Genomic DNA, 20,004 nt, shown 5'->3' with positions numbered 1-20,004 from the left:
GATTTCCCTCGTTTGCCGATTCTGTTCACGACCCTGTGGCCGGCATGGCGGCCGAAGCGGCTGATGCGGCTGCGGTAACAGCCTTTTCCGCGGCATCCGCCATATTCGCGGCTGAAATGATGGCAAGACCTGATTCGGTCAGGATTTTTTTCCCGATATCCGCATTCGTGCCTTCGAGACGAACCACCAGGGGAACATTCAACCTCACTTCACGCGCTGCTGTCACTACTCCCTCTGCGATGACATCACATTTCATGATGCCACCGAATATATTGATCAGTATGGCTTGCAGCCTCGGATTGCGCAGCATCAGCTTGAATGCTTCCGTGACTTTTTCAGTGGTTGCGCCTCCTCCCACGTCGAGAAAATTGGCTGGGTTTCCTCCGCAGAACTTGATGATATCCATGGTAGCCATCGCAAGACCGGCGCCATTTACCAGGCAACCTATATTGCCATCGAGCGAAATGTAGGAAAGACCGTATCTGGATGCCTCGATCTCTGCCGCATCTTCTTCGTCAAGATCACGCAAGTCGGCGATATCGGGGTGCCTGAACAGCGCGTTATCGTCAAAATTCACCTTCGCATCGAGCGCGACAATGCGATTTTCGCCGGTGAGTATCAGCGGATTGATTTCGACGAGCGATGCGTCCGTGCTGTCGTAAGCGCGATATAAATTCTGCAACAGTGCAGCCGTTTCCGCCACTGCCGCACCGGAAAAGCCGATCCTGCTCGTGATATCTTCCGCTTCCGTAGCGGTCAGTCCCGTCCCCGGAGCGATATACACTTTGTGGATCTTTTCCGGATGATCGGCAGCGACCTGCTCGATGTCCATCCCCCCTTCGGCACTCGCCATCAGGCAGACACGGCGGCGACCCCGATCCACCACCAGTCCGATGTAAAACTCCTTCCTGATATCAAGGCCCTGTTCGATCAGCAGCCGTCGTACAACCTGACCCTGCGAACCCGTCTGTGGCGTGACGAGCGTCATGCCGAGTATTTTCCCGGCAAATTGTTTCACCTCGTCAAGCGATCTGGCGATCTTCACCCCGCCACCCTTCCCGCGTCCCCCTGCATGGATTTGGGCCTTGACCACCCATGTGCTTCCACCCAGTTTTTTAGCGGCTGCTACTGCTTCATCCACGCTGAAGCAGGAATGTCCTCGAGGTATGGGTATACCAAACTGATGCAGGATATGTTTGGCCTGGTATTCATGGATTTTCATGATACCTCCAACGACGTGAATAGGGAGTATAGCTCAATAGCTGTGTTGGCGTTACGAGGAGAGGAAGAGAGGTTGAACATCCTGCTTCCTCGCCCGCTCGAACGGCAGCTGCCCCTCTGGATTACGGATAACAACTGACAATTGCCAATTGCCAGCAATTGTCGATAATTGCCGCCTTCAACCGCAATCTACACATCCTCTACTTCACAGAGAATCACGGTGACATTGTCTTTTCCCCCAGCTTCCAAAGCTGCCGAGATCAGTCTCTCCACTTTTTGCTCAAGAGATTCCGCGGAAGCGAGCACAATTTCGATGTCTGCATTCTCCACCATGTCGGTCAATCCATCCGAACACAATAAAAAAATATCGCTGCCAAGCACCGCCCCTTGCACGATATCGCATGCCATCGACAAATCGGTTCCCACGGCGCGCAGGAGAATGTTTTTTCGGAAGTGATGCTTTGCCTCCTCGGGCGTGAGCATGCCCCTATCCACCTGTGACTGTACCAACGAATGATCTTTAGTCAACTGCTGCAGTCTTCCGTCGCGCAGCAGATAAACTCTGCTATCGCCCACGTGGCCGATAATATACCGCTCGCCGTCGAACACGAGAAGATCTGCTGTGCATCCCATTCCTGCATCGGCCGGGTGCTGGATGATGTGTTCGAGCATACACGCATTTGCCGACTCGAATACATGCTGAATGCGATCAGGAACGGTATCTTTCGAGGGCGAAGCCAGTTCGGAAAATACGATTCGCACCATGTCGACAAAATATTGACTGGCAACCTCGCCGGCCGCCGCACCACCCATGCCGTCTGCGAGTGCCAGGACGCGAGCCTGTGGTATGATCAGATAACTATCCTCATTGTTATCCCGCCACAGGCCCACATCGGTTGCACCGGCCGAGTGTAAGCTGATCAAGTATAACCTCCTTTGACTTGCGGTCGCGCGATGTGTTCCCCGCCCTTGACCACGACTTTCGGCCTGCAGCAGCGCATGGGCTCGACTGTCGGGGAGCTTGCATGGCAGAAAGAACATCCCGCTGCCTGTACGAGCTTAGCAGTCTTGTATCCGTTTACCTGAGGAGAAAAAGCATGCGAAGAACCTTTTTACTGCTTATTTGTCGGTGAATCAGGTGCGATCCGGGCAAAATCAACCCTGACCTGGAGGTAAGCCCGGGCGCAGTGTTCAGATCAATCTGGTCAACGACGATGGTGCGATGCATGACATTGCCATTCCCGAACTGGGCGCCAAATCGGATAAACCTCCAGCTTCCACATCATCGGGGAAGTCTTCGATAAGGTGCACGACCAGGCTTCATTGACCAGTCCGCCATTGACAGATGTGCAAACGACGCCCGTTCCGCCAGCAGCGCCACCATTGTGGAATTCAAGGTCGATTATCCAGGCGCTATATTCTGGTTGATCATGCGCTGTCGCGTATGGAGAAAGGATTAGCAGGTTATCTCAGGGGGGTGGGGAGGCAAACCCGGAAATATTCAAGCCGTAAAGAATTGAAAAAATCAGAGGCGATTTCTCAGGAAACGATCGCCTCTGATCCTTTATATCATTGCTGCGGCTGCTTATACGGTTTCTTGTTCATTACTTCCTGATCTCTGTATTCCTGCTTCACTCCCTCCGGTAAATCCTTGGGCATCTTCTCCTTCATGATCTCAGAGGTTGAGCTGGGCGCGTTCTTGTCGACGTTCTTCTTGCCCATGTCTTGATAAGATTTATCCATTGATTTGTCCATTGCTCCCTTATCCGAATCATGCGATCCCGCGAGCACGCTGAAGCTGCAAACCGCCGTGAAGGACGCCAGAACAACTATCGATGTGAGTTTATTCATGTCCAACTCCTATAAGTAAATGGGTGGCAGATGAAATAATGTAAGTTTCGGTGACGAATACAGGTAATGCTTTCTAACATTGGATCCTCCAAGCGGTAGGCTGGCGAATTTTGGCCGGGCTGCAATACGCTTGCAGGGACAATATATATACTCCTTTCTCTGAAATCCTCAGTGCGCTAACGCACCCTCGGTTACAGACTGCTCAGAAGACCGCGAGCGAGAGCAGTCCATCGGCAACAGCATCCAACAGCACTCATAACGAAAACTGCAAGGAGGGCGCTCATCTGTCCTCGGTATACCCCGCAGCCTTCAACGGGAAGATGTTGTACTTCCGTACAATGTACTTCAGGCCAATGGTAATGGGTCTTGAACTCTATAAGATGAAAGCGTGTTAACAGAGCAGGGAGGGAAAAATGAAGCTGAGTGATGGTGAAAAACTGATTCTATTAATGCTGAGTGAGGTCTTCGAAAAACTTAAGGTGGAGGGCAGTATTGACCCGGCCCTTGTGAAAAATGCGATTTCCCATGATCACCCTTGGGCATTGAAATGGGAATACGACCGCGTTTCTGCGTTATCCGGAAAAAATAATCTGCGAGAAAACCAGGTAGTCGATATCCTCAATATGTGGACTCTCATAGAGTAGGATCTAAGCTCAGGGAAACATCAGCTATAAATTCAGTCCTTTATCTTCTTGAGACTTCAATTATGCAAAACCCGTCACCCGGTTTTTTGCCAGCAAAATCATTATCCAATCCCGCTGATCTTTGTCTGGATTGAACTCACATTTTTTACGAAAATTTATAGAAATATAGGAACTTTTACTCTGAGCCGCGTCTCAAATATCATGCGGGCAATCGTTTTTTTATGTCCGCTTGTGTAGATCTTGGTGGCCTGACATTATTTAGCCGGTCATCAAGTTGATCTTTTAGCATATCATCTTGATTCTGAAAGGGGGTTATCATGGAAATGGCGATTCTCGTAGTAGGTATAGGTGCTGTTGCTGTCTGGTATTTCATGTCCAAGGAAGGACGGAGAGAAAAATAATACTGATCCACAATACTAGAACTCAAAGTTCACTCAAATCAATCAGCCGATGCTCAAGCTCAAGAAGCAAGAGCATCGGCTTCTTGTAACGAAGTTTCACAGGAAAATGAGAAGCTGTTTTGGAAAAGAGAGAGGAGAAATTGCAGCGAGGACAGAAGGCTGTGAAGAAAAATCTCTCCATTCCGAAAACCTCACACGCAGGCTGACGCGCACTGCAATTGCTGCAATTCAGGGAAGTGTACGCTGACAGCACCTGTCTACCGGTCACAAGTTCCGGGTGCAATACACATCACATCGCACCGTTCAGTCGCCATCGAGAACGCCAATCTCAAACCCGAGGTGGAAAATATCGAACAGAATAAGACTGTTTTCCTCGGGGAAAAGCGTCGATATTGAAATGCCTCCACCAAACAGGCAGCGGACGCGTGTAAAAGAGTGACAGTACTTGAAAATGAGAAATAACCGCAACCTCCTTCGGGGGAGGTTTTATTGCCCCACATTCTTCCACCGGTTTTTTCAGGTTGTGTTAATTATTTAACGGTAATATTTTATTCGCCCGGTTAAACTTCCTACTCGTTTCCCTCCTCCCAAAAACAGGGAAACGAATCCAATGCAGCTCCCCTAGCCCGGTTCACGCCGGGCTTTTTTTCAGTTTTAAAAGAGAATCAATCCATGGAATAGCACCGCTGAAGCGACTTTTATTCGCCAATAAGATAATCAGCAAAAGGATAGTATTGGCATGTGGGACGATAACGTGACGCCATTATCTACCCACCCCAAGCTCCTTGTCCTATAGGGGCTTGGGTTTCTTTCATGTCCAACCTCGCTCAATCCCCTCCGGTGTGCGTCTTCCCTTGAGATATCCAGTAGTCGCTCGCAGCATCCTTGCCATATACATGAGCGCTGATGCCTTGTGCCTTCCAGTAGTCGGCTGTCTGGTCTTTGCCGTAACTGTAGTTGTCCTGTGCTTGCGCGGAGTTGTCTTGCTTTTTGGATGGCGTAGCCTTTGATTGACCCGCAGATTTCTGTTCCTTTTTAGGCGAGCCGGATGACGAACTACCCGTGTCAGTGGAAGGGTTTTTCTCAGCTTGGACTAACGTAGCGGCTCCAAACGCCATAGCCGTGATCAAAATTGATCCTATCAAATTTCTAAAAACGAAATCGTATCTCATAATCTACCTCACCCTGTTTAGCCAAATTTGGAAATTAAAACTACAGCTGTTTTTTAGCTAATTCTGTACGGTACCGTACACCTTTCGCTCCAAACAGTGCCCCCTGACTTTTCTAGTGGATGAAGATCAAAAAATTACGCATCATGCTCGAATCTTCTGCTCCAGATTGTGGCATTGATAGAGAACTGGAGCTACCTTCCTATTCATCTCTGTCAATTACCCCATGATGAAAACAAAAATCACTATTATCGGTGGCGGCTTTGCTGGACTAAACTTGAGCAAGCATTTGGCTGGGAAAGAGGAATTTGATGTGACGCTGGTTGACATGAATAACTATCATCTTTTTCCTCCGCTTCTGTATCAGGTTGCGACCGGCTTCCTGGACGTGTCCAATATTGCCTACCCCTTCCGAAAATTTTTCCATGGCAAGGCGAATGTCCACTTCCGGCTGGGCAAGCTGCAAAAGGTGATGCCTGAAGACAACAAGGTACTCCTGTCCACGGGCGAGTTGGCCTTCGATTATCTTGTTCTCGCCACGGGTACCGAGCCCAATTATTTTGGCATAGAAAATATCCGTCGGACTGCGTTACCCATGAAGACGGCGGATGATGCTATAGAAATACGAAATTACATGCTTCAAAAAATGGAAGAAGTAACTATTGAGCTTGACGAAATAAGGAGGAAAAAGCTGTTTTCGGTCGTGATTGCCGGCGGTGGTCCGACGGGAGTGGAAATTGCGGGCATGTTGGCAGAGATGCGCAAGAGAATCCTGCACAGGGATTACCCTGAATTGACCGGTCTCCAGCCACGGATTCACCTTGTTGACAGTGCATCCGCTCTATTGGGCGCCATGAGCGTTCAATCGCAAAAATACACCTACGAAGTGCTGCTGAAAATGGGCGTTGAAATACATCTAAATACCCAGGTGAAGAATTACATAAACGATACAGTGATTTTCTCCGACGGAAAAACCCTAGAGACGCAAATCCTGCTGTGGACTGCAGGCGTGACTGGGAAGATATTCGAAGGCCTGCCTCAGGAATGTTATGGACGAGGTAACCGTCTGCTGGTAAATGAATATAACAAAGTCAGTGGAACAGGGAACATTTACGCCATAGGCGATAGTTGCCTGCTGACCTCGGATAAAAATTTTCCCCAGGGACATCCCCAGCTTGCACAAGTAGCGCTTCAGCAAGGCAAAAACCTGGCTGCCAATCTTGTTGCCGTCATCCGTAACCAACCTTTGACACCGTTTGCATACAATGACAAAGGATCGCTGGCTATTATCGGGAGAAACAAGGCTGTGGCCGACTTTCCCAAACCCGCCTTGCATCTTGAGGGATTCATGGCGTGGGGAATCTGGTTATTTGTACACCTTTTTTCTCTTGTCACTTATCGCAACCGGTTTATGACATTAGCAAACTGGGCAGTTGCTTTTTTCACCAAAGATCAATCCTTGAGAATGATTATCAGGCCTCGAGCAGATCAACAGAGCAGCAGGAATGAATGATTGCACCCCGCTTGTTAACGACGATGGGAGGAGCCCTCAAGATCAATTCCATTGTAGCCAACTGCAAAAGCAAAAACCTTGAGGGGAGCATTCATACCCCCCAAAACCCAAAGCTCTTAATATCCGCCACCGCCTGCCGATCCTCCGGAACCACCAGAACTACCAGAACCCTGCGATCCGCCCGAACCAGAGCCAGATGAACCCGGCCCTCTTTGCTGGCCACTTGATCCGGATCCTTTCTTTCTCGGAGACATTGAGTAGGAATCGTCCTGTCCGGATGTGCCTTTCCCGGTATTGTCCGTGGTGCCGTCACCCTGCGGGTTCCTTTGTCCCGTAATCGCTTCTCCGGATGTTGAACCGCCCTGTCCGGACATTGCGCCACCCCCTTGACCCGAGCCACTAGAACCGCTGGTTTGCGCATGAGCAAAGCCAACCAACCCTGCTACCAAGCCAGCCATAAGGATGGACGAAGTAGCGTTTTTTAGAATGGAAATGTGCTTCATTTATTACTCCTTCATATCAATACAGCAAAATTGCTGTATCAACATCCTACTCCAGCTTTTAATATGTTCCGTTCGTTTACGCACAAAGCATATAGATGTGCTTTTGGCATAAAAGAAGCGAATACACAAAGGGCTTGAATAGAATGCATCTGTAACCAATACACTTTGAGGAGAACACGTCGTAATCCCAAACCGTATCCCCAGCCTTGACAATCCTAAATTAAGTGACGACTGCCGCATCCTCCATCACCATCTGCTTGAACCACTGACGGATATGAGCAAGGTGCTCGTCTTCCTCGCGCAGCGCGTTCTGAAAATCCCGCGCCATGTCATCCATGCCCATTTTTTCCGTAAGCATGATAAGTAGTTGCCAAGCATCATTATCCGCAAGCTCCGCAATAAGTATCGCTTCCAGACAATGAGCCACCGACGTGCGTGGATCAGTCAGCACTTGAACCAATCCGATCGAAGCCATTCCGTCCACATCGGCGGAAGGGGTCTGCGCTGTCGGGTCGGCGCCAATCGAACGAATGGCTCTTTCCACGAGCTTGAAATGCTCCAGCTCCTCATTCCGGAATTCACGCAACCTTTCGATCGGAACAATGGAACCGTTAGATGAAGCCGCACACTTTGTAATCAGCGCGTCGTACAAGCGAACACCGGCTCGCTCGAACGCAAGCCTGCAGCCGAGCTTATCGATGAACACCTCTGGATTCTTGCCTGTCAGCTTTTCCATGGCAGTGCTGGCCATGCCTTTCAGAGTACCTGGCGGGGGAATCGAACCAATGACTTCAGCTTCGCGAATATACTGGCTCCGCATTTCCGCAATCGCCTGTTCATCGCCCGTTGAGGAAGAGGGGGTGATTTTGGCGAGCGCCATCATTTCCTTGGCGTCGATCGGGGACATATCGATGCCGGTTCGATTTTTTCCTAAAACTGTCGTTTTTTCCATGATTCTGACCTCCTGATGTCTGTCTCCGGAAAATTACCGGATGGTCTCCGTATCGGCGGCGTATTCCTCTTTAAAGGCCATTTCCTTGCCGCGAACGATCTCGGTACCCGGCCACCATTGATAGCCCGCGGAAACCGTATCAGTTGGCGAGCCTGACGAGTTGAGCTGGGCCCTGTATTGCTGCGACGCTTCGCCTTCCTGCGATTTATCCACGAACTGCGTACCGAGCGCCCTCAAATCAACCTCCTGGTTGAGTACCTGTCGCACGAATTCTCGCTGACTTTCGTATTTGATGGGTTCGGGCAATTCCCCCGGCAATACCTCGGCCGGATCACGCCGCTCGTATTGCTTGAACATGTTCATCGCCACCTGTAAATGTCCCAGTTCATAGTCGAGGCAGCGCTCCCAGATAGCCTTGATGCGCGGATTCGATTCCTGCTGCACGCAGCCATAATAGTTGTAAACCTCGTTGGCTTCATGCAACAGCCACTTCTCGAGCCAGGTTTCATGCGGATCGATAATGGATTCGTATTGCGTCACGTGCTGTTCCTCGATGGATGCGATTTCCACGTACAACTGCCGCACTACCGGGTCCGCATACAGGGGCGCGACGTTGAGATAGAAATTCTGTGTTTGCTGCTCGGCCGACATGATGGTCAACGCGTTCAGTTTGGTAATCGGTGCAGCACGCGAGCGGTCGTAATGTTCGCGCAGGTTGTCCTGCGGCGCGCGATGTTCAATTACCGTGGGACGGCCCGGAACAATATCCGTGTAGCATTGCGTGATGTTATTTGCATCCTTGCCTTCCAGGCGATCCAGCATGGCGCTGTAGCGATACAAATGGTCGAAATCCTCCAGCATGCCAAACCGGTACACCTGCGCCAGATATGGATCAGGCTCATTCTGGGCAACCACCGCCGTCACTTCGATCGCGACCTGTTCATAGCCTATGGTTGTTTCAAGCATCGAGTGATCTGCACCTATCAGTCCATTTACCATCGTTGCCTGGTGCTGCTCCACGATGCGAAGCTGCGCAAGGGGTAACTGCAGTTCTTTATTCATCCGGGCACATCCATGCGAGAAGCGTATCGCTTCCATTTCAATGCCGTTCATCAGGATGACTCGCACACGGGTGAATGCGTCATCATCGAGCTTGCTGATCGGGGGTTGCACCAGCTCCTTCCAGGTAAACCGCTGCTTTTCCAGCGGGCAACCTTTATCTTCAAACAGATTGAGTGCCATTTTGTCCTCCTCTGCGCAATTAGCGCGTAAGACAGCATAAAGGCCGTTCAGGCCATCTGGCTAAGATTGATGAGAGTAAATCAGGAAATGATGAGCAAGGAAAATTTGCTCGCAATCACGCTAACCTGGTCTGAAAGCCTCTGCTTCCGGCCCAACCTCATGCGGTTGCTTCGCGATCGCTTATTCTCCTTCTCAAGAGCGGATAGCAAAGGCTACCCCGCTAAATTCTCCTACTCTGTTCGGGACCATACATTGAGAAAATTCGAATACTTGAGCAAAAAGAAAAGCCTTGAACGACTGGCATGGCCTGTAACAAGCCCCAACGGGGGATGGGAAATTTTCCAATTGCGAAAATCTTTCGTTAACCCATTTAATTGATTCTTTGCTCAAGCTGATTAACTCTGTAAGCTGTCGGGAATTTAAAAACCTGCCCTCGCTCCTGCCGCAACCTTGCTTCCTTTCCCCTACGTCATCCTGGACCTGGAAACCACGGGTGGCACGCCCCTTCATGACCGCATTATCGAGATTGCGCTCATCCGTTTCGAGGAAGGAATGGAAAGCGAGCGCTGGGAAACGCTGGTCAATCCAGGCATATCCATTCCGCCTTTCATCACGCATCTGACTGGTATCAGCAATGGGATGGTAAAGGATGCCCCTTCCTTTGGAGACATCGCCCACCGGCTCTACAGTTTTCTTGATGGAGCGGTGCTGGCAGCGCATAACGTCCGCTTCGACTACGGATTCCTGAAGAACGAGTACCGACGCATGGGCGCGCTGCTTCAGCACAAGGTATTGTGCACGGCCAGACTCTCGCGCAAGCTCTATCCGCAGCACAAGAGTCATGGGCTCGATGCCATCATGCAGCGTCATGGGCTAAAGACCGAAGTGCGCCACCGGGCGATGGGGGACGTGGAACTCGTCTCAGCCTATCTTGAGATGGCAAGGCGCGAGCTGGGAGCTCGAGAGGTGCAAGAAGCGGCGGCTGTCTTGCTGAAAGACCCCAGCCTCCCCACAGGCCTGGATGCTTCGATTCTGGAACAGATTCCGGACAGGTCGGGTGTCTACTTCTTCTACGGCAAAAACGGCCTTCCGCTCTATATCGGCAAGAGCGTGACGCTGCGCTCGCGGATCATGTCCCACTTCAGTGGGGACCATGCCTCGTTCAGCGACATGCGCATTGCCCAGGAGGTCGAGCGGGTCGAATGGATGGAAACAGCCGGAGAACTGGGCGCGCTGCTGCTGGAGTCGAGATTGATCAAGGAGCATCAGCCCATCCACAACAAGCGACTGCGCCGCTCCCGCACACTCTTTTCCCTGAAGCTGGCCGATGGCTCGCACGAGCCCCAACTGGTGAATATCGTGACGGAAGAGGATATCCAGCCCGAGGTGTTCGGGCATCTGTACGGGCTCTTCCGCTCGAAGACAAAGGCAGTCGATGCGCTGCGCGGGATCGTTCGGGAGAACAGGTTGTGCCCCCGGGTGGTAGGCCTTGAGAATGGGAAAGGCGCGTGTTTCGCGCACCAGTTGAAACGCTGTAACGGCATCTGCGCGGGCAAGGAAGCGCCGCAACTGCATTACCTACGCCTGAAACAGGCACTGCTCCCGCTTAAGCTCAAATCATGGCCCTATCCCGGCAGGATCGGCATACGGGAATACAATGCGTTGTCCGGCCGATCGGAAGTGCATGTCTTCGACTACTGGTGCCACCTGGGAACGGTGGACAATGAAGCTGGCTTGGACGATGTGCCCGGGACGCGCTCATCCATGAAGTTTGATCTCGATACCTACAAGCTACTGCTGAAGACCTTGGGAAAGCAAACGGAGGTGATTACTTTTGGATAGCTGGCCCAGGTGCGAAAATGGTTTTCGTATGCAGCCTTCATGCGCGCTCAAAACTTCCCTCCAACCACAGCGCCATGAGCTGTTTGGAAATGTCGCCCAGATCCCAGCGTGAGGGATCCAGGCTGTCCTTATTTTCAAGCGAGATGCGGTCTATCTTTGGATTATTTGGCGAGCGCGTCACTCTGGCTGTGACACCGGATTGATGCACTGCCGTTCGGGAAATCATTTCAAGCGTCCAAAGTGAACGCCATGCCTCGTCATCCCTATCCATGCTATCCGCTCCTCTTAGCCGTTGCGCATCGTTCATACGGCCAATTTAGAGCAAATAGCATTTTTCTTATGGGTGAAAAAATCCTGTTTTTTCCTGCCTTATCAGGGGAATGATTTTTCTCATTGCGAAAAGTCTGCCGCAATCCTGATCAGCACAGAAACCCAAGCTGAGACACAAGATCAGACAGCTATCGACAGACCCATACATGCCAGTTGGGGAAAACTTAGCTTAGACTCCATGCCGTCTTCACTTTAAGTAGCGAAGTCTTGACCCTGGCAAGATTAATTGCAGGAGAAGGTGTTTTTGCAGTCGGAAATTTGTACATAGTTCCCATCATGTTCCTCTATTTAAGCCGATAGGTAGTCCATCAGAACCACGTATGGGTGCCAACTTTTTTACCCGCCTTCACTGTCGCGTTGCATAAGAGCTGGCCTCGATTCAATTAGCTTCATCGGAAGCGGGACGAGTTGCAAGACGCACAAGCTCCATGAGTCCGGGCAGAGTGGAAGCAGACTTGAGGGCATTCCGACAAATCCCACAAATGACGGGGTCGATCTTGTACCGGAATTCACCAAGCCTGATCTCGCACTCATCGTCTGCAACTGACGGGATAGGCTTGTTGCGCCTGAAATCCCACGGTGCGACGGGCGCCGCATCATTCCACAGTCCAATGCCCTTGAGACTGGCTGCCTTCTGAGCCTCGGCATACAGCTGCTTATCAGCCCGCCGCAGATCTTTGTCATACTGTTTGTAATGCCATGCCAGTCCCGCCTTGATCTGCTTCAGGTTTACGTCCTGCCCATTCAGCAGCACTTTTCCCAAAACACGCTGATAGCGATCTTGCTTGTGCCACTCCACAGCAACTGTTTTGCCAAACACCAGATCAGCCAGGTTTTGCCGGGATACGGTGCCAAACGGCTGTGCATGTTCAGGCGCATCAATTCCCAAAAGTCTGATCTTGTGCTGCCGGTTTGACTTGTCGAGGACTGTCAGGGTATCGCCATCGGCGATCTTGACAACGCGACCGCTCAATATTTCTGCTTGAGCGAGGCAGGTGCATGAGATATAGACAACCAGGCCGGCCATTAACCGGCTCAACTCAGCTAATCTATCCCGTGACATTACACGGTACCTTGATGGTAGTCACTGGCTGCATCAAACGCTCGAGCGAGATGTTCTGCAGCTTGTAGCACCGAATCTGGGACGCTTTCGGCAGCTTCATGTCGGTGAGGCGAGCAGTCGTCGTCTCACTTAAGCTTCGCCTGCCGATCAGTTCATTTAGCTTGACCGCGAGGACCGTCTTCGCCGATGGTTCCTCCCCACCGTCAAAATCGGGGTTGGGCAGCACATTGGCGGTACCTTGAGAATGCTCTTTGTGCGTCATCATGATCTCCCTTTACCCTAATATAGGGGCGAGCACTGCCTGCAACCGTTCTCGATCAACTGCCCGTCCGCTTGCGAAGTGATGATGCCAGATTTTGCCTTCTTCTGGAACGCATGCAACACATGCACGGCATCGTCGATGCGTACGTGTAAACCCCGCGGGAGGTGTCCTCCACCTCACGGGAACGTCTTCTCTCCGGCAGAGCCCGGGCATTTATAAGCCCTACCCCTCGAGAAGAATGCAGTTGGTTTGGAGGAGATACTTTTGATCAAGTACTCTACCAATGCCCTTAAAAAGAAAAAGGCTTACAGTTTTATCCGTAAGCCTTTATTTTATTGGTGGGTCTGGTTGGACTCGAACCAACGATCAGGGATTATGAGTCTCTTATAAACAAGAGATCAGTGGGTCACAACAAATAATAACAATTTGTTCAATCATTTGTCGTTCTTTCTTTATTGTGACTTGTTGTTCTTTTTCGCGAGTATTTATTTCCAAGTGCCCCACGTACCTCCGAGCAAACTGTCGTCGCATCAATCATTGAATGGAGTGATCCTGCGTAGCAGTAGCGCTGCTAGGTTCGAGATGATCTGGCGCCCTCACAGTTGCTTTGAGCCAAAAGAATCCCTTTTTGAACAAATCGCTATTTGCAAATTTATAACCTTCCGGATGCAGAAAATGATCGTGTTAGGCCTCTAGCAGGTCGACTGGGAAAGGGGAATTTTACCCATGATAAAATAGGTTATCATGGGTAAAAATTTAGTAGTCCATGCTCTTTTTTGGGCAACATAACATTCTTATTTTGTTTTCTCAGCGAGCAATGCATCTCCCGCACGTTTCCACTCGCGTCTTCTAGGATCCTCTGCCGGCACATTTGCCAGCCCCAGCAAGGCTCCCAGTAGCTCCCCTCGATCGAATACCGGAGTACGGGTTTCCGGATCCACGAGACCTGCCAGAATCAGCAACTCGGCAGCATTGTGCAGCTCCTGGTCGTGCTCTCTGGAGGCCGCCTCCCTGTTGATTGCTTCTAAAATACGTGCTGCTTCCTCGTCCCTTGCTGCAAGGCGGGCAGCTTCCGTCCTCGCCCTCTGTGCCCGTTCTGCCGCCGCCTCCGCCTTAATTAACGCGGCAAGGATACGCGAGTCCGCGTCAGTGCGCCTGAGCTTGTCTACCAGCAAAAGGAGTTGCCGCTGTTGTTCGCTTGGTGCTTCGAGGCCGCGTAGATATGCCAGTCTTGCGGTAAGCCATTTGTCGTGCAACATGAATACCTCCTGGTTGATTGATCGGCAGCCCCATTCCAGCTACCTTGGGGTTGAGGGAACCAAAAATAAGCTGGGAATGGAAATCCTCTTTTACGACTTACCCATCAGGCTATCTTCTTGTCCGATGGTGGAGTGATCGTATAACTCTCTGTACCGCAATGTCAGTTGGCAATATCAGCCTCAATCTCGACCAGAATTTTGATATTACGTATGGTTCGCTCATCTCCACCCTAAGCCGCGATGCGTATTAGTGAGGTAAATATCAGTTTGGCTAGGCCTTCTCTACCTAGCGTGCCTTGTATCGCAGCCACGGCGATATTACCCTTTACGGTGGCACGAACGACGATTCGAGCGATTCGGCTTGATCCCAGACCACCTTGACGATGGCCAATCCACAACATGCGAATGTGATTGATCGCCTGGATGACCTTCCAACAGAAAGTCCGGGACATAAACTATTATGCGCTTGCTTCTCGATCACGTCGCGTCCCTTGGATCTGAGTACATGGATTGGATTTCGTCCATTCGGTTCGGTAGCGAACGTACCGCTCTCCTAAGGATGGACAAAATAATTGGCTAAAGCCTGCTCCCTCTGCTTAATCTACCGCTGATACCCAGTGCGCCAGCAACGTCTACCTTCGTGCTGAATGACTACGTCGTCCTGTTAATCTGAGAAAAAAGATTCAATCAGAGATGGGAATCGAGGAATTTGCCCGGTGATTATGCCGAGATCCCGCATTTACACCTTCTGGCGAAACTGGACAATCGGCCATCCGATTACCGCATTGTCAATACTGGTTGTGCTCGGTATCCTGGCCTTCCAGTACGCGCTCGGTCATTTGCGCATAAACACAGACACCACCAGACTGATCGCACCGGATGCACCTTTCCAGCAACACAGCCGCTCTTATGAGAAAGCCTTTTCACAGGATTTGCACACGCTTTTGCTGGTGGTTGAATCGGACACGCCCGAACTAACCAAATCCGCTAGTAAAAGATTACTGCGCCTGCTCCGCGACAACACAGATCATTTCAATTCGGCCTATATCCCCTACGACAACGAATTTTTCCGTCAGAACGGATTGCTTTATCTCGATACCGACGAGTTGGAGAGCTTATCCGACAGCCTGTCGCTCGCCCAGCCGTTCATCGGCAGAATCGCCCAGGAAACCAATCTAACAGGTTTTTTTTCTATTTTAGAGGATGCGCTAAAGCCCGGAGACACGACTCGTACTGCAGCCATTGATCTAACCTCGCTAACCCATAAAGTCACGCTGGCTTTAGATAAAGTAATCAATGGCGAAAACGCTTTGCTCTCCTGGGAATCGATGATTTCTGGGAAGAAAACACACTCCAGTAAGGAGTTTATTATTGTCTCGCCTAAATTCGATTACTCACATATCCGTCCTGCGAAAAATGCGATTGAGTCCATCAACAAGGCAATTGCCAGCATTCAAGATCCCTATCTCCCCGCTGTTAAGGTGTGGGTTACCGGCGAAGTCGCCCTTGAAGATGATGAGTTGGCAGGCATTAGTACCGGCACTTTTACCGCCAGTATTTTCTCAGTTGTACTGGTGTTGTTTATTTTAGTGATTGCTTACCGTTCCATTTTGCTGACGGTAGCCACGTTGATAACTCTAGCCTTAGGAGTAATTTTTTGCGGGGCATTCGCGGCCTTTTCCGTAACAGAATTAAATCTGATTTCACTCGCGTTTGCAGTAACCAATGTCGGCTTGGGCGTGGAATATGCGATCCACTTCTGCTTACGCTACCGGGATAAGCTGAATCGTCACCGTAAAGAACGTGCACTACGTGTGACTTTAATGACAATAGCTCCCTCACTTCTATTGGCCGCCGGTACTACGTCCATCGGACTTTATGCTTTTATACCAACCGATTACAAAGGCGTCGCCGAGCTTGGCCTGCTAGCAGGAACAAGCTTGTTTATTTCCCTGTCAGTTACGTTGGTTGCCTTGCCGGCACTGTTAAAACTTTTGCCAGCACCGGTAAAATTCGGATCGGCAAAAGGTCCTCATGCTCCTTCGGAGCTTTCAAAGAAACTGGGAACTTTGCCGCTTCAATACGCCAAACCGATTTCCCTTGTAACACTTGTTATTTCCCTGATCTCCGTCGTGTTGGCGTTCAATGTGAAAACCGATTTTAATCCGATTAATCTTCGCGATCCCGATACCGAATCTGTTATCGCTTTCAAAAAATTAATGGAGGACGAGGAAACCACTCCGCTGACCTTGACCGTCCTGAGCAGGGATGAAAGCAGCACCAAAATCTTGCAGCAAAAGCTTTCGGCATTACCTTCGGTTGATAAAACGGTCAGTCTTTTTGACCTTCAACCCGCCGACCAGGATAAAAAATTGGCCTTGATCGAAGAAATGGGACTGATGCTTGGTGCGGAAGTACAGAACTTCCCTCAACTCAAAGCGCATAGTGACCCGGGTCCGCAGATCACCCGCTTGATTGGAACTATCGATGCCATCTTGCCTGAAAAATCGAATATGGAGGAGCGCACTTCACTCACACGCTTAAAAAAGGAATTGCAGGATATTTTGATCGAGCTTGATACACGGTATCAACCCAGCCGGGAGATATTCATTGAAAAAATCCAGACCGCGCTGCTCGGCACGCTACCGGCTGTGATGAACGATCTATCAGCCAGCTTGAAAGCCAGAACAATCACACTGTCTGACCTGCCCCCCGACATTAGGGATAAATGGCTGAGCAGGGATGGCTTGTATCGCATTCAGATCTTTCCAAAAAAAGACCTGAACGATTTAGCCAATCTTGAGGAATTTATCACCGAAGTGCAATCAGTCGCTCCCGAAACCACGGACCTGCCCATCATCTACTGGGAATCCATGAGAGAGGTTATCAAGGCTTTTCAGAAAGCTGTTGTAATCGCCCTGGTTGCCATCGCACTACTATTACTCGCTATCCGGCGCAGCATTCTGGATACGGCACTGATCATGACGCCGCTCATACTGGCCGGACTTTTTACCATGGCAAGCGCAACGATCACCGGCACCGCCATTAATTTTGCCAACATCATCGCCCTGCCGCTGTTACTAGGATTAGGTGTTGACAACGGCATTCACATGCTTGTAAAGCTGCGCCACTCGCTTTCGGAAGCTCGCGATATCTATCAATCCAGCACCGCTAGAGCCATATTTTATGGGGCTCTTACCACCTCCTCCGGTTTTGGAGGATTAGCATTCTCCTCGCATCCGGGCATTGCTAGTATGGGTTTGATTATTACTATAGGCATATTCTGGATCATGGTATGTACGTTTATCATCCTTCCCGCGCTTAGCAAATTGGTGCTAAAGGACAAGGAAAACGGGATACGTTCGCAACCTCGATTGGTAGGATAGAACGTCAATACTCATGCTTTCAGCCCTGTTTGGTAGAACGTAAAAAATGATGCTTGGCGGCAAGGATACGCCAGTCCCGCGGTAAGCCATTTGTCGTGCAACATGAACACCTTCTGGTTCATTGATTGACAGCTGTTCTAGCTGCTTCGAGAGAGGTGAGAGTAAGCTGGAGACCGTAAATCCCATCTTGAGAGGTAGGGTGACCAGATATTCACCTCAGAGAGGTACCGCGACTGCTATAGGTTTGCGATGCTAAGTTATCCGAGCGATGCCAGACTTGTCTGCTTTGCGACTTACCCATCAGGCTCTTGTCCTATAGCGGTGATTGGATAGCTCTCTGTACCGCTATGGCAGTTGGCAGTATCAGCATCGATTTCGATCAACCTTTTTATATTACGCACCGTTCGCTCAGCCCCATGCTGAGCCGCAATGCGTATTAGTCGCTCGAAGGGTCGCATAAATACTTTCATCTCCAGCAACTCGAAGGTAAATATCAGTTTGACTAGACCTTCTCTACCTTCATCCTGTATCTCGTACATGCAGTGGAAGGGCTCAGAAATACCTGCAAAAGCCAGAGATCGATTGGGTTCATAAAGTGTAATTCTGAAGTTGGATTCAGATCGGTGTCCACCATCAACACGCACTTGCCTTGCGGTAACTCCTGGACCCATTGGCTGATCTCCGATTTGCTTAAGCTCTTTAACTTCGGGAGACCATTTTGGATAATTCTCAAAGAAATTATCGCCAAGATATCGGAATACTTGCTCAGTAGAACCTTTCATGAGAATACTTGCTTTGGAAGCTACTGGTTGGACCGGTCTTGAATCAAATATGGATAGCAAACTGAACATATGGGTGCACTCTTTGAGAGAGTGACTCCTTGATTGAAAGGTAATTCCGGGATTGGGAACCGCCCCTTTGACCTTGATCCTGATCGCGGGCACGCACTATGGATTATTAAAATCATCAAAAGCTGTCCTCGTTTATTCGGACCATTGATGATTTCCTAAAGAAAACCCGTTAAATTACAGAACCATGCATCCACAGTCTGTTCGTTGCCCCACTACTTGCTACCTTTGATTTGCGGCGACTCCACCGATGGTAGCTCAATCCAAAACGCGCTTTCCACCGCGACAACGCTTTCTACGCCGATTTCTCCTCCCATAACCATAAATTCAACTAGTTTTTGGTAACGACCAACCCGAGGGTGACTGCGGAAGCTTGAGGTTCCGGGCAGGTTTCCACTTGATGGGGGCAATAGTCCTAAACATTGGCTCCTCTGCTATGCTTCAGTGGACAGGTGATGTTTAAAAGCAAATGGGGCACATCGTGCAAGTTCAGATAAACAGTGGTAGCTGCGTTGAGGGATAGTGAACTTTCCCGGCCTGTTGGATCAGCCGTAACCAAGATATTGAGCGGGTTCGAAGATCAAGTTACCCATGTCGAGGTCCACTTAAGCGATGTGAACAGCGACAAGTTCTGGACTCAGGACAAATGCTGTCTCATAGAGGCGCCTCTGGCCGGACTTGATCCGATTGGGGTTACCAATTTAGCGCCAGCCTGGAAGACGCGACTGACGTTTAAGGTGAGTTATTAGAGAAACAACAAAATCAGATTGAGCAACATGTGAGACTCTAATCATGCCGCTTACCCCGCTAAGTCGTGAGCAATCGCAAGGGGAAGAAATCGCCAATAGCATTAGCCATGGCATCGGTCTTGCCGCAGCACTCATCGGAACTCCCTTTCTCATCACGCAGGCGGCACGGCATGGAAATGATGGGTTTGTTGTTGGTGTGACTCTCTTCTCCGCAACGACCATATTTCTTTACCTTGCATCTACCGTCTACCATGCGTTGCCCACGAGCAACGCCAAGCAGGTGTTTCGGGTCCTTGAGCATTCTGCGATCTTTCTTCTTATCGCTGGCACCTATACGCCATTCACGCTAGGGGTACTTCATGGCGCATGGGGCTGGATTCTTCTTTCAACTATATGGGTTCTTGCTGCAGCCGGCGTGGTGCTGAAGGTATTCTATGGGGCCTCCCCACCCATTCTATCCACCTGTCTCTATCTGCTCATGGGATGGCTGGTTGTGATTGCCGCGGATCCATTGATTGCCAAAATGCCAACGCCTGGCTTGCTCTGGTTAGTTGCCGGAGGGTTGTCTTACACACTCGGAGTGGTTTTTTTCGCTATCGATTCGCGCTTGCGATATGCTCACCTGATTTGGCATCTCTTCGTTTTGGTGGGCACCACATGCCATTACTTCGCCGTGTTCTGGTATGGCGCCTGACCTTCCCTCTATCCGCACAGAGCGCTCAAACGTATCAGGCAGTGTCTTGCTGCTAAAAAAATTGGACAGCTGTGT

Annotated in this window: 18 protein-coding genes; 5 read left to right on the top strand and 13 right to left on the bottom strand. The window is 50.2% G+C overall.

Annotated features, from left to right (window positions below; genetic code table 11):
* Positions 1-25: 25 nt before the first annotated feature.
* The 3 genes from sucC to BMW46_RS01830 form a co-directional block, all read right to left on the bottom strand.
* A complete protein-coding gene (gene sucC / locus BMW46_RS01845) occupies positions 26-1,222 on the bottom strand; it encodes an ADP-forming succinate--CoA ligase subunit beta (protein WP_074704001.1) in 1,197 nt (398 codons plus the stop codon).
* 188 nt (positions 1,223-1,410) lie between these two features.
* Positions 1,411-2,145 carry a Stp1/IreP family PP2C-type Ser/Thr phosphatase gene (locus tag BMW46_RS01840; RefSeq protein ID WP_074703999.1) on the bottom strand — a complete coding sequence of 245 codons (735 nt, stop codon included), beginning with the start codon at positions 2,143-2,145 and terminating at the stop codon, positions 1,411-1,413.
* A gap of 645 nt (positions 2,146-2,790) precedes the next feature.
* Positions 2,791-3,072 (bottom strand): hypothetical protein, encoded by a 282-nt coding sequence (locus BMW46_RS01830; RefSeq protein ID WP_074703997.1) that lies wholly within the window; start codon positions 3,070-3,072, stop codon positions 2,791-2,793.
* Between the two features lie 413 nt (positions 3,073-3,485).
* Between BMW46_RS01830 and BMW46_RS01825 the strand changes: the two genes are divergently transcribed.
* A complete protein-coding gene (locus BMW46_RS01825; protein WP_074703996.1) occupies positions 3,486-3,716 on the top strand; it encodes a YfbU family protein in 231 nt (76 codons plus the stop codon).
* Between the two features lie 1,228 nt (positions 3,717-4,944).
* On the opposite strand, the gene BMW46_RS01815 is transcribed toward BMW46_RS01825, so the two are convergent.
* The gene (locus BMW46_RS01815; RefSeq protein ID WP_143049067.1) at positions 4,945-5,247 is read right to left on the bottom strand and encodes a hypothetical protein; all 303 of its coding nucleotides are present in this window, start codon (positions 5,245-5,247) and stop codon (positions 4,945-4,947) included.
* Between the two features lie 265 nt (positions 5,248-5,512).
* Between BMW46_RS01815 and BMW46_RS01810 the strand changes: the two genes are divergently transcribed.
* Entirely contained in the window at positions 5,513-6,799 is a 1,287-nt protein-coding gene (locus tag BMW46_RS01810; protein WP_218141738.1) for an NAD(P)/FAD-dependent oxidoreductase, read from the top strand.
* Positions 6,800-6,915: 116 nt separating this feature from the next.
* Here BMW46_RS01810 and BMW46_RS15025 read toward each other — a convergent pair whose 3' ends face one another.
* The 3 genes from BMW46_RS15025 to BMW46_RS01795 all read right to left on the bottom strand — a co-directional run bounded on the left by BMW46_RS15025 (position 6,916) and on the right by BMW46_RS01795 (position 9,496).
* Positions 6,916-7,302 carry a hypothetical protein gene (locus BMW46_RS15025; RefSeq protein ID WP_143049066.1) on the bottom strand — a complete coding sequence of 129 codons (387 nt, stop codon included), beginning with the start codon at positions 7,300-7,302 and terminating at the stop codon, positions 6,916-6,918.
* 220 nt (positions 7,303-7,522) lie between these two features.
* Positions 7,523-8,254 (bottom strand): ferritin-like domain-containing protein, encoded by a 732-nt coding sequence (locus BMW46_RS01800; RefSeq protein ID WP_074703990.1) that lies wholly within the window; start codon positions 8,252-8,254, stop codon positions 7,523-7,525.
* A 33-nt stretch (positions 8,255-8,287) separates the two neighbouring features.
* Positions 8,288-9,496 carry a hypothetical protein gene (locus tag BMW46_RS01795; protein WP_074703988.1) on the bottom strand — a complete coding sequence of 403 codons (1,209 nt, stop codon included), beginning with the start codon at positions 9,494-9,496 and terminating at the stop codon, positions 8,288-8,290.
* A 450-nt stretch (positions 9,497-9,946) separates the two neighbouring features.
* On the opposite strand from BMW46_RS01795, the gene BMW46_RS01785 reads away from it, so the two are divergent.
* Complete coding sequence (locus BMW46_RS01785) at positions 9,947-11,338, top strand: exonuclease domain-containing protein (RefSeq protein ID WP_074703984.1); 1,392 nt, start codon at positions 9,947-9,949, stop codon at positions 11,336-11,338.
* A gap of 37 nt (positions 11,339-11,375) precedes the next feature.
* Here the strand turns inward: BMW46_RS01785 and BMW46_RS01780 are convergent, their stop codons facing one another.
* The 5 genes from BMW46_RS01780 to BMW46_RS01760 all read right to left on the bottom strand — a co-directional run bounded on the left by BMW46_RS01780 (position 11,376) and on the right by BMW46_RS01760 (position 14,704).
* Positions 11,376-11,609 (bottom strand): hypothetical protein, encoded by a 234-nt coding sequence (locus BMW46_RS01780; protein WP_074703983.1) that lies wholly within the window; start codon positions 11,607-11,609, stop codon positions 11,376-11,378.
* Positions 11,610-12,047: 438 nt separating this feature from the next.
* Positions 12,048-12,641, bottom strand: a complete 594-nt coding sequence (locus BMW46_RS01775) for a thermonuclease family protein (RefSeq protein ID WP_371113484.1) — start codon at positions 12,639-12,641, stop codon at positions 12,048-12,050.
* Positions 12,642-12,717: 76 nt separating this feature from the next.
* Positions 12,718-12,996 (bottom strand): XRE family transcriptional regulator, encoded by a 279-nt coding sequence (locus tag BMW46_RS01770; RefSeq protein WP_218141737.1) that lies wholly within the window; start codon positions 12,994-12,996, stop codon positions 12,718-12,720.
* Between the two features lie 791 nt (positions 12,997-13,787).
* Positions 13,788-14,252, bottom strand: a complete 465-nt coding sequence (gene traD / locus BMW46_RS01765) for a conjugal transfer protein TraD (RefSeq protein ID WP_074703979.1) — start codon at positions 14,250-14,252, stop codon at positions 13,788-13,790.
* Between the two features lie 230 nt (positions 14,253-14,482).
* Positions 14,483-14,704, bottom strand: coding sequence for a hypothetical protein (locus BMW46_RS01760; protein ID WP_074703977.1), 222 nt, complete (start codon positions 14,702-14,704; stop codon positions 14,483-14,485).
* Positions 14,705-14,974: 270 nt separating this feature from the next.
* Between BMW46_RS01760 and BMW46_RS01755 the strand changes: the two genes are divergently transcribed.
* A complete protein-coding gene (locus tag BMW46_RS01755; protein ID WP_074703976.1) occupies positions 14,975-17,638 on the top strand; it encodes an MMPL family transporter in 2,664 nt (887 codons plus the stop codon).
* A 293-nt stretch (positions 17,639-17,931) separates the two neighbouring features.
* On the opposite strand, the gene BMW46_RS01750 is transcribed toward BMW46_RS01755, so the two are convergent.
* Positions 17,932-18,489, bottom strand: a complete 558-nt coding sequence (locus tag BMW46_RS01750; RefSeq protein WP_074703974.1) for an SRPBCC family protein — start codon at positions 18,487-18,489, stop codon at positions 17,932-17,934.
* Positions 18,490-19,278: 789 nt separating this feature from the next.
* Between BMW46_RS01750 and trhA the strand changes: the two genes are divergently transcribed.
* Positions 19,279-19,929 carry a PAQR family membrane homeostasis protein TrhA gene (gene trhA / locus BMW46_RS01740; protein WP_074703971.1) on the top strand — a complete coding sequence of 217 codons (651 nt, stop codon included), beginning with the start codon at positions 19,279-19,281 and terminating at the stop codon, positions 19,927-19,929.
* Positions 19,930-20,004: the final 75 nt, after the last annotated feature.

It is taken from the genome of Nitrosospira multiformis, assembly GCF_900111585.1.
Classification (GTDB): Bacteria; Pseudomonadota; Gammaproteobacteria; order Burkholderiales; family Nitrosomonadaceae; genus Nitrosospira; species Nitrosospira multiformis_B.
This window is presented reverse-complemented; position numbering and strand designations above follow the sequence as displayed.

What these genes read in the sequence shown, in the direction of transcription:
- trhA (WP_074703971.1), top strand. Translation starts at nt 19,279, where the DNA reads ATGCCGCTTACCCCGCTAAGTCGTGAGCAATCGCAAGGGGAAGAAATC.
- BMW46_RS01830 (WP_074703997.1), bottom strand. Translation starts at nt 3,072, where the DNA reads ATGAATAAACTCACATCGATAGTTGTTCTGGCGTCCTTCACGGCGGTT.
- BMW46_RS01810 (WP_218141738.1), top strand. Translation starts at nt 5,513, where the DNA reads ATGATGAAAACAAAAATCACTATTATCGGTGGCGGCTTTGCTGGACTA.
- BMW46_RS01770 (WP_218141737.1), bottom strand. Translation starts at nt 12,996, where the DNA reads ATGATGACGCACAAAGAGCATTCTCAAGGTACCGCCAATGTGCTGCCC.
- BMW46_RS01750 (WP_074703974.1), bottom strand. Translation starts at nt 18,489, where the DNA reads ATGTTCAGTTTGCTATCCATATTTGATTCAAGACCGGTCCAACCAGTA.
- BMW46_RS01780 (WP_074703983.1), bottom strand. Translation starts at nt 11,609, where the DNA reads ATGGATAGGGATGACGAGGCATGGCGTTCACTTTGGACGCTTGAAATG.
- BMW46_RS01760 (WP_074703977.1), bottom strand. Translation starts at nt 14,704, where the DNA reads ATGTCCCGGACTTTCTGTTGGAAGGTCATCCAGGCGATCAATCACATT.
- BMW46_RS01800 (WP_074703990.1), bottom strand. Translation starts at nt 8,254, where the DNA reads ATGGAAAAAACGACAGTTTTAGGAAAAAATCGAACCGGCATCGATATG.
- BMW46_RS01795 (WP_074703988.1), bottom strand. Translation starts at nt 9,496, where the DNA reads ATGGCACTCAATCTGTTTGAAGATAAAGGTTGCCCGCTGGAAAAGCAG.
- BMW46_RS15025 (WP_143049066.1), bottom strand. Translation starts at nt 7,302, where the DNA reads ATGAAGCACATTTCCATTCTAAAAAACGCTACTTCGTCCATCCTTATG.
- BMW46_RS01825 (WP_074703996.1), top strand. Translation starts at nt 3,486, where the DNA reads ATGAAGCTGAGTGATGGTGAAAAACTGATTCTATTAATGCTGAGTGAG.
- traD (WP_074703979.1), bottom strand. Translation starts at nt 14,252, where the DNA reads ATGTTGCACGACAAATGGCTTACCGCAAGACTGGCATATCTACGCGGC.
- sucC (WP_074704001.1), bottom strand. Translation starts at nt 1,222, where the DNA reads ATGAAAATCCATGAATACCAGGCCAAACATATCCTGCATCAGTTTGGT.
- BMW46_RS01755 (WP_074703976.1), top strand. Translation starts at nt 14,975, where the DNA reads ATGCCGAGATCCCGCATTTACACCTTCTGGCGAAACTGGACAATCGGC.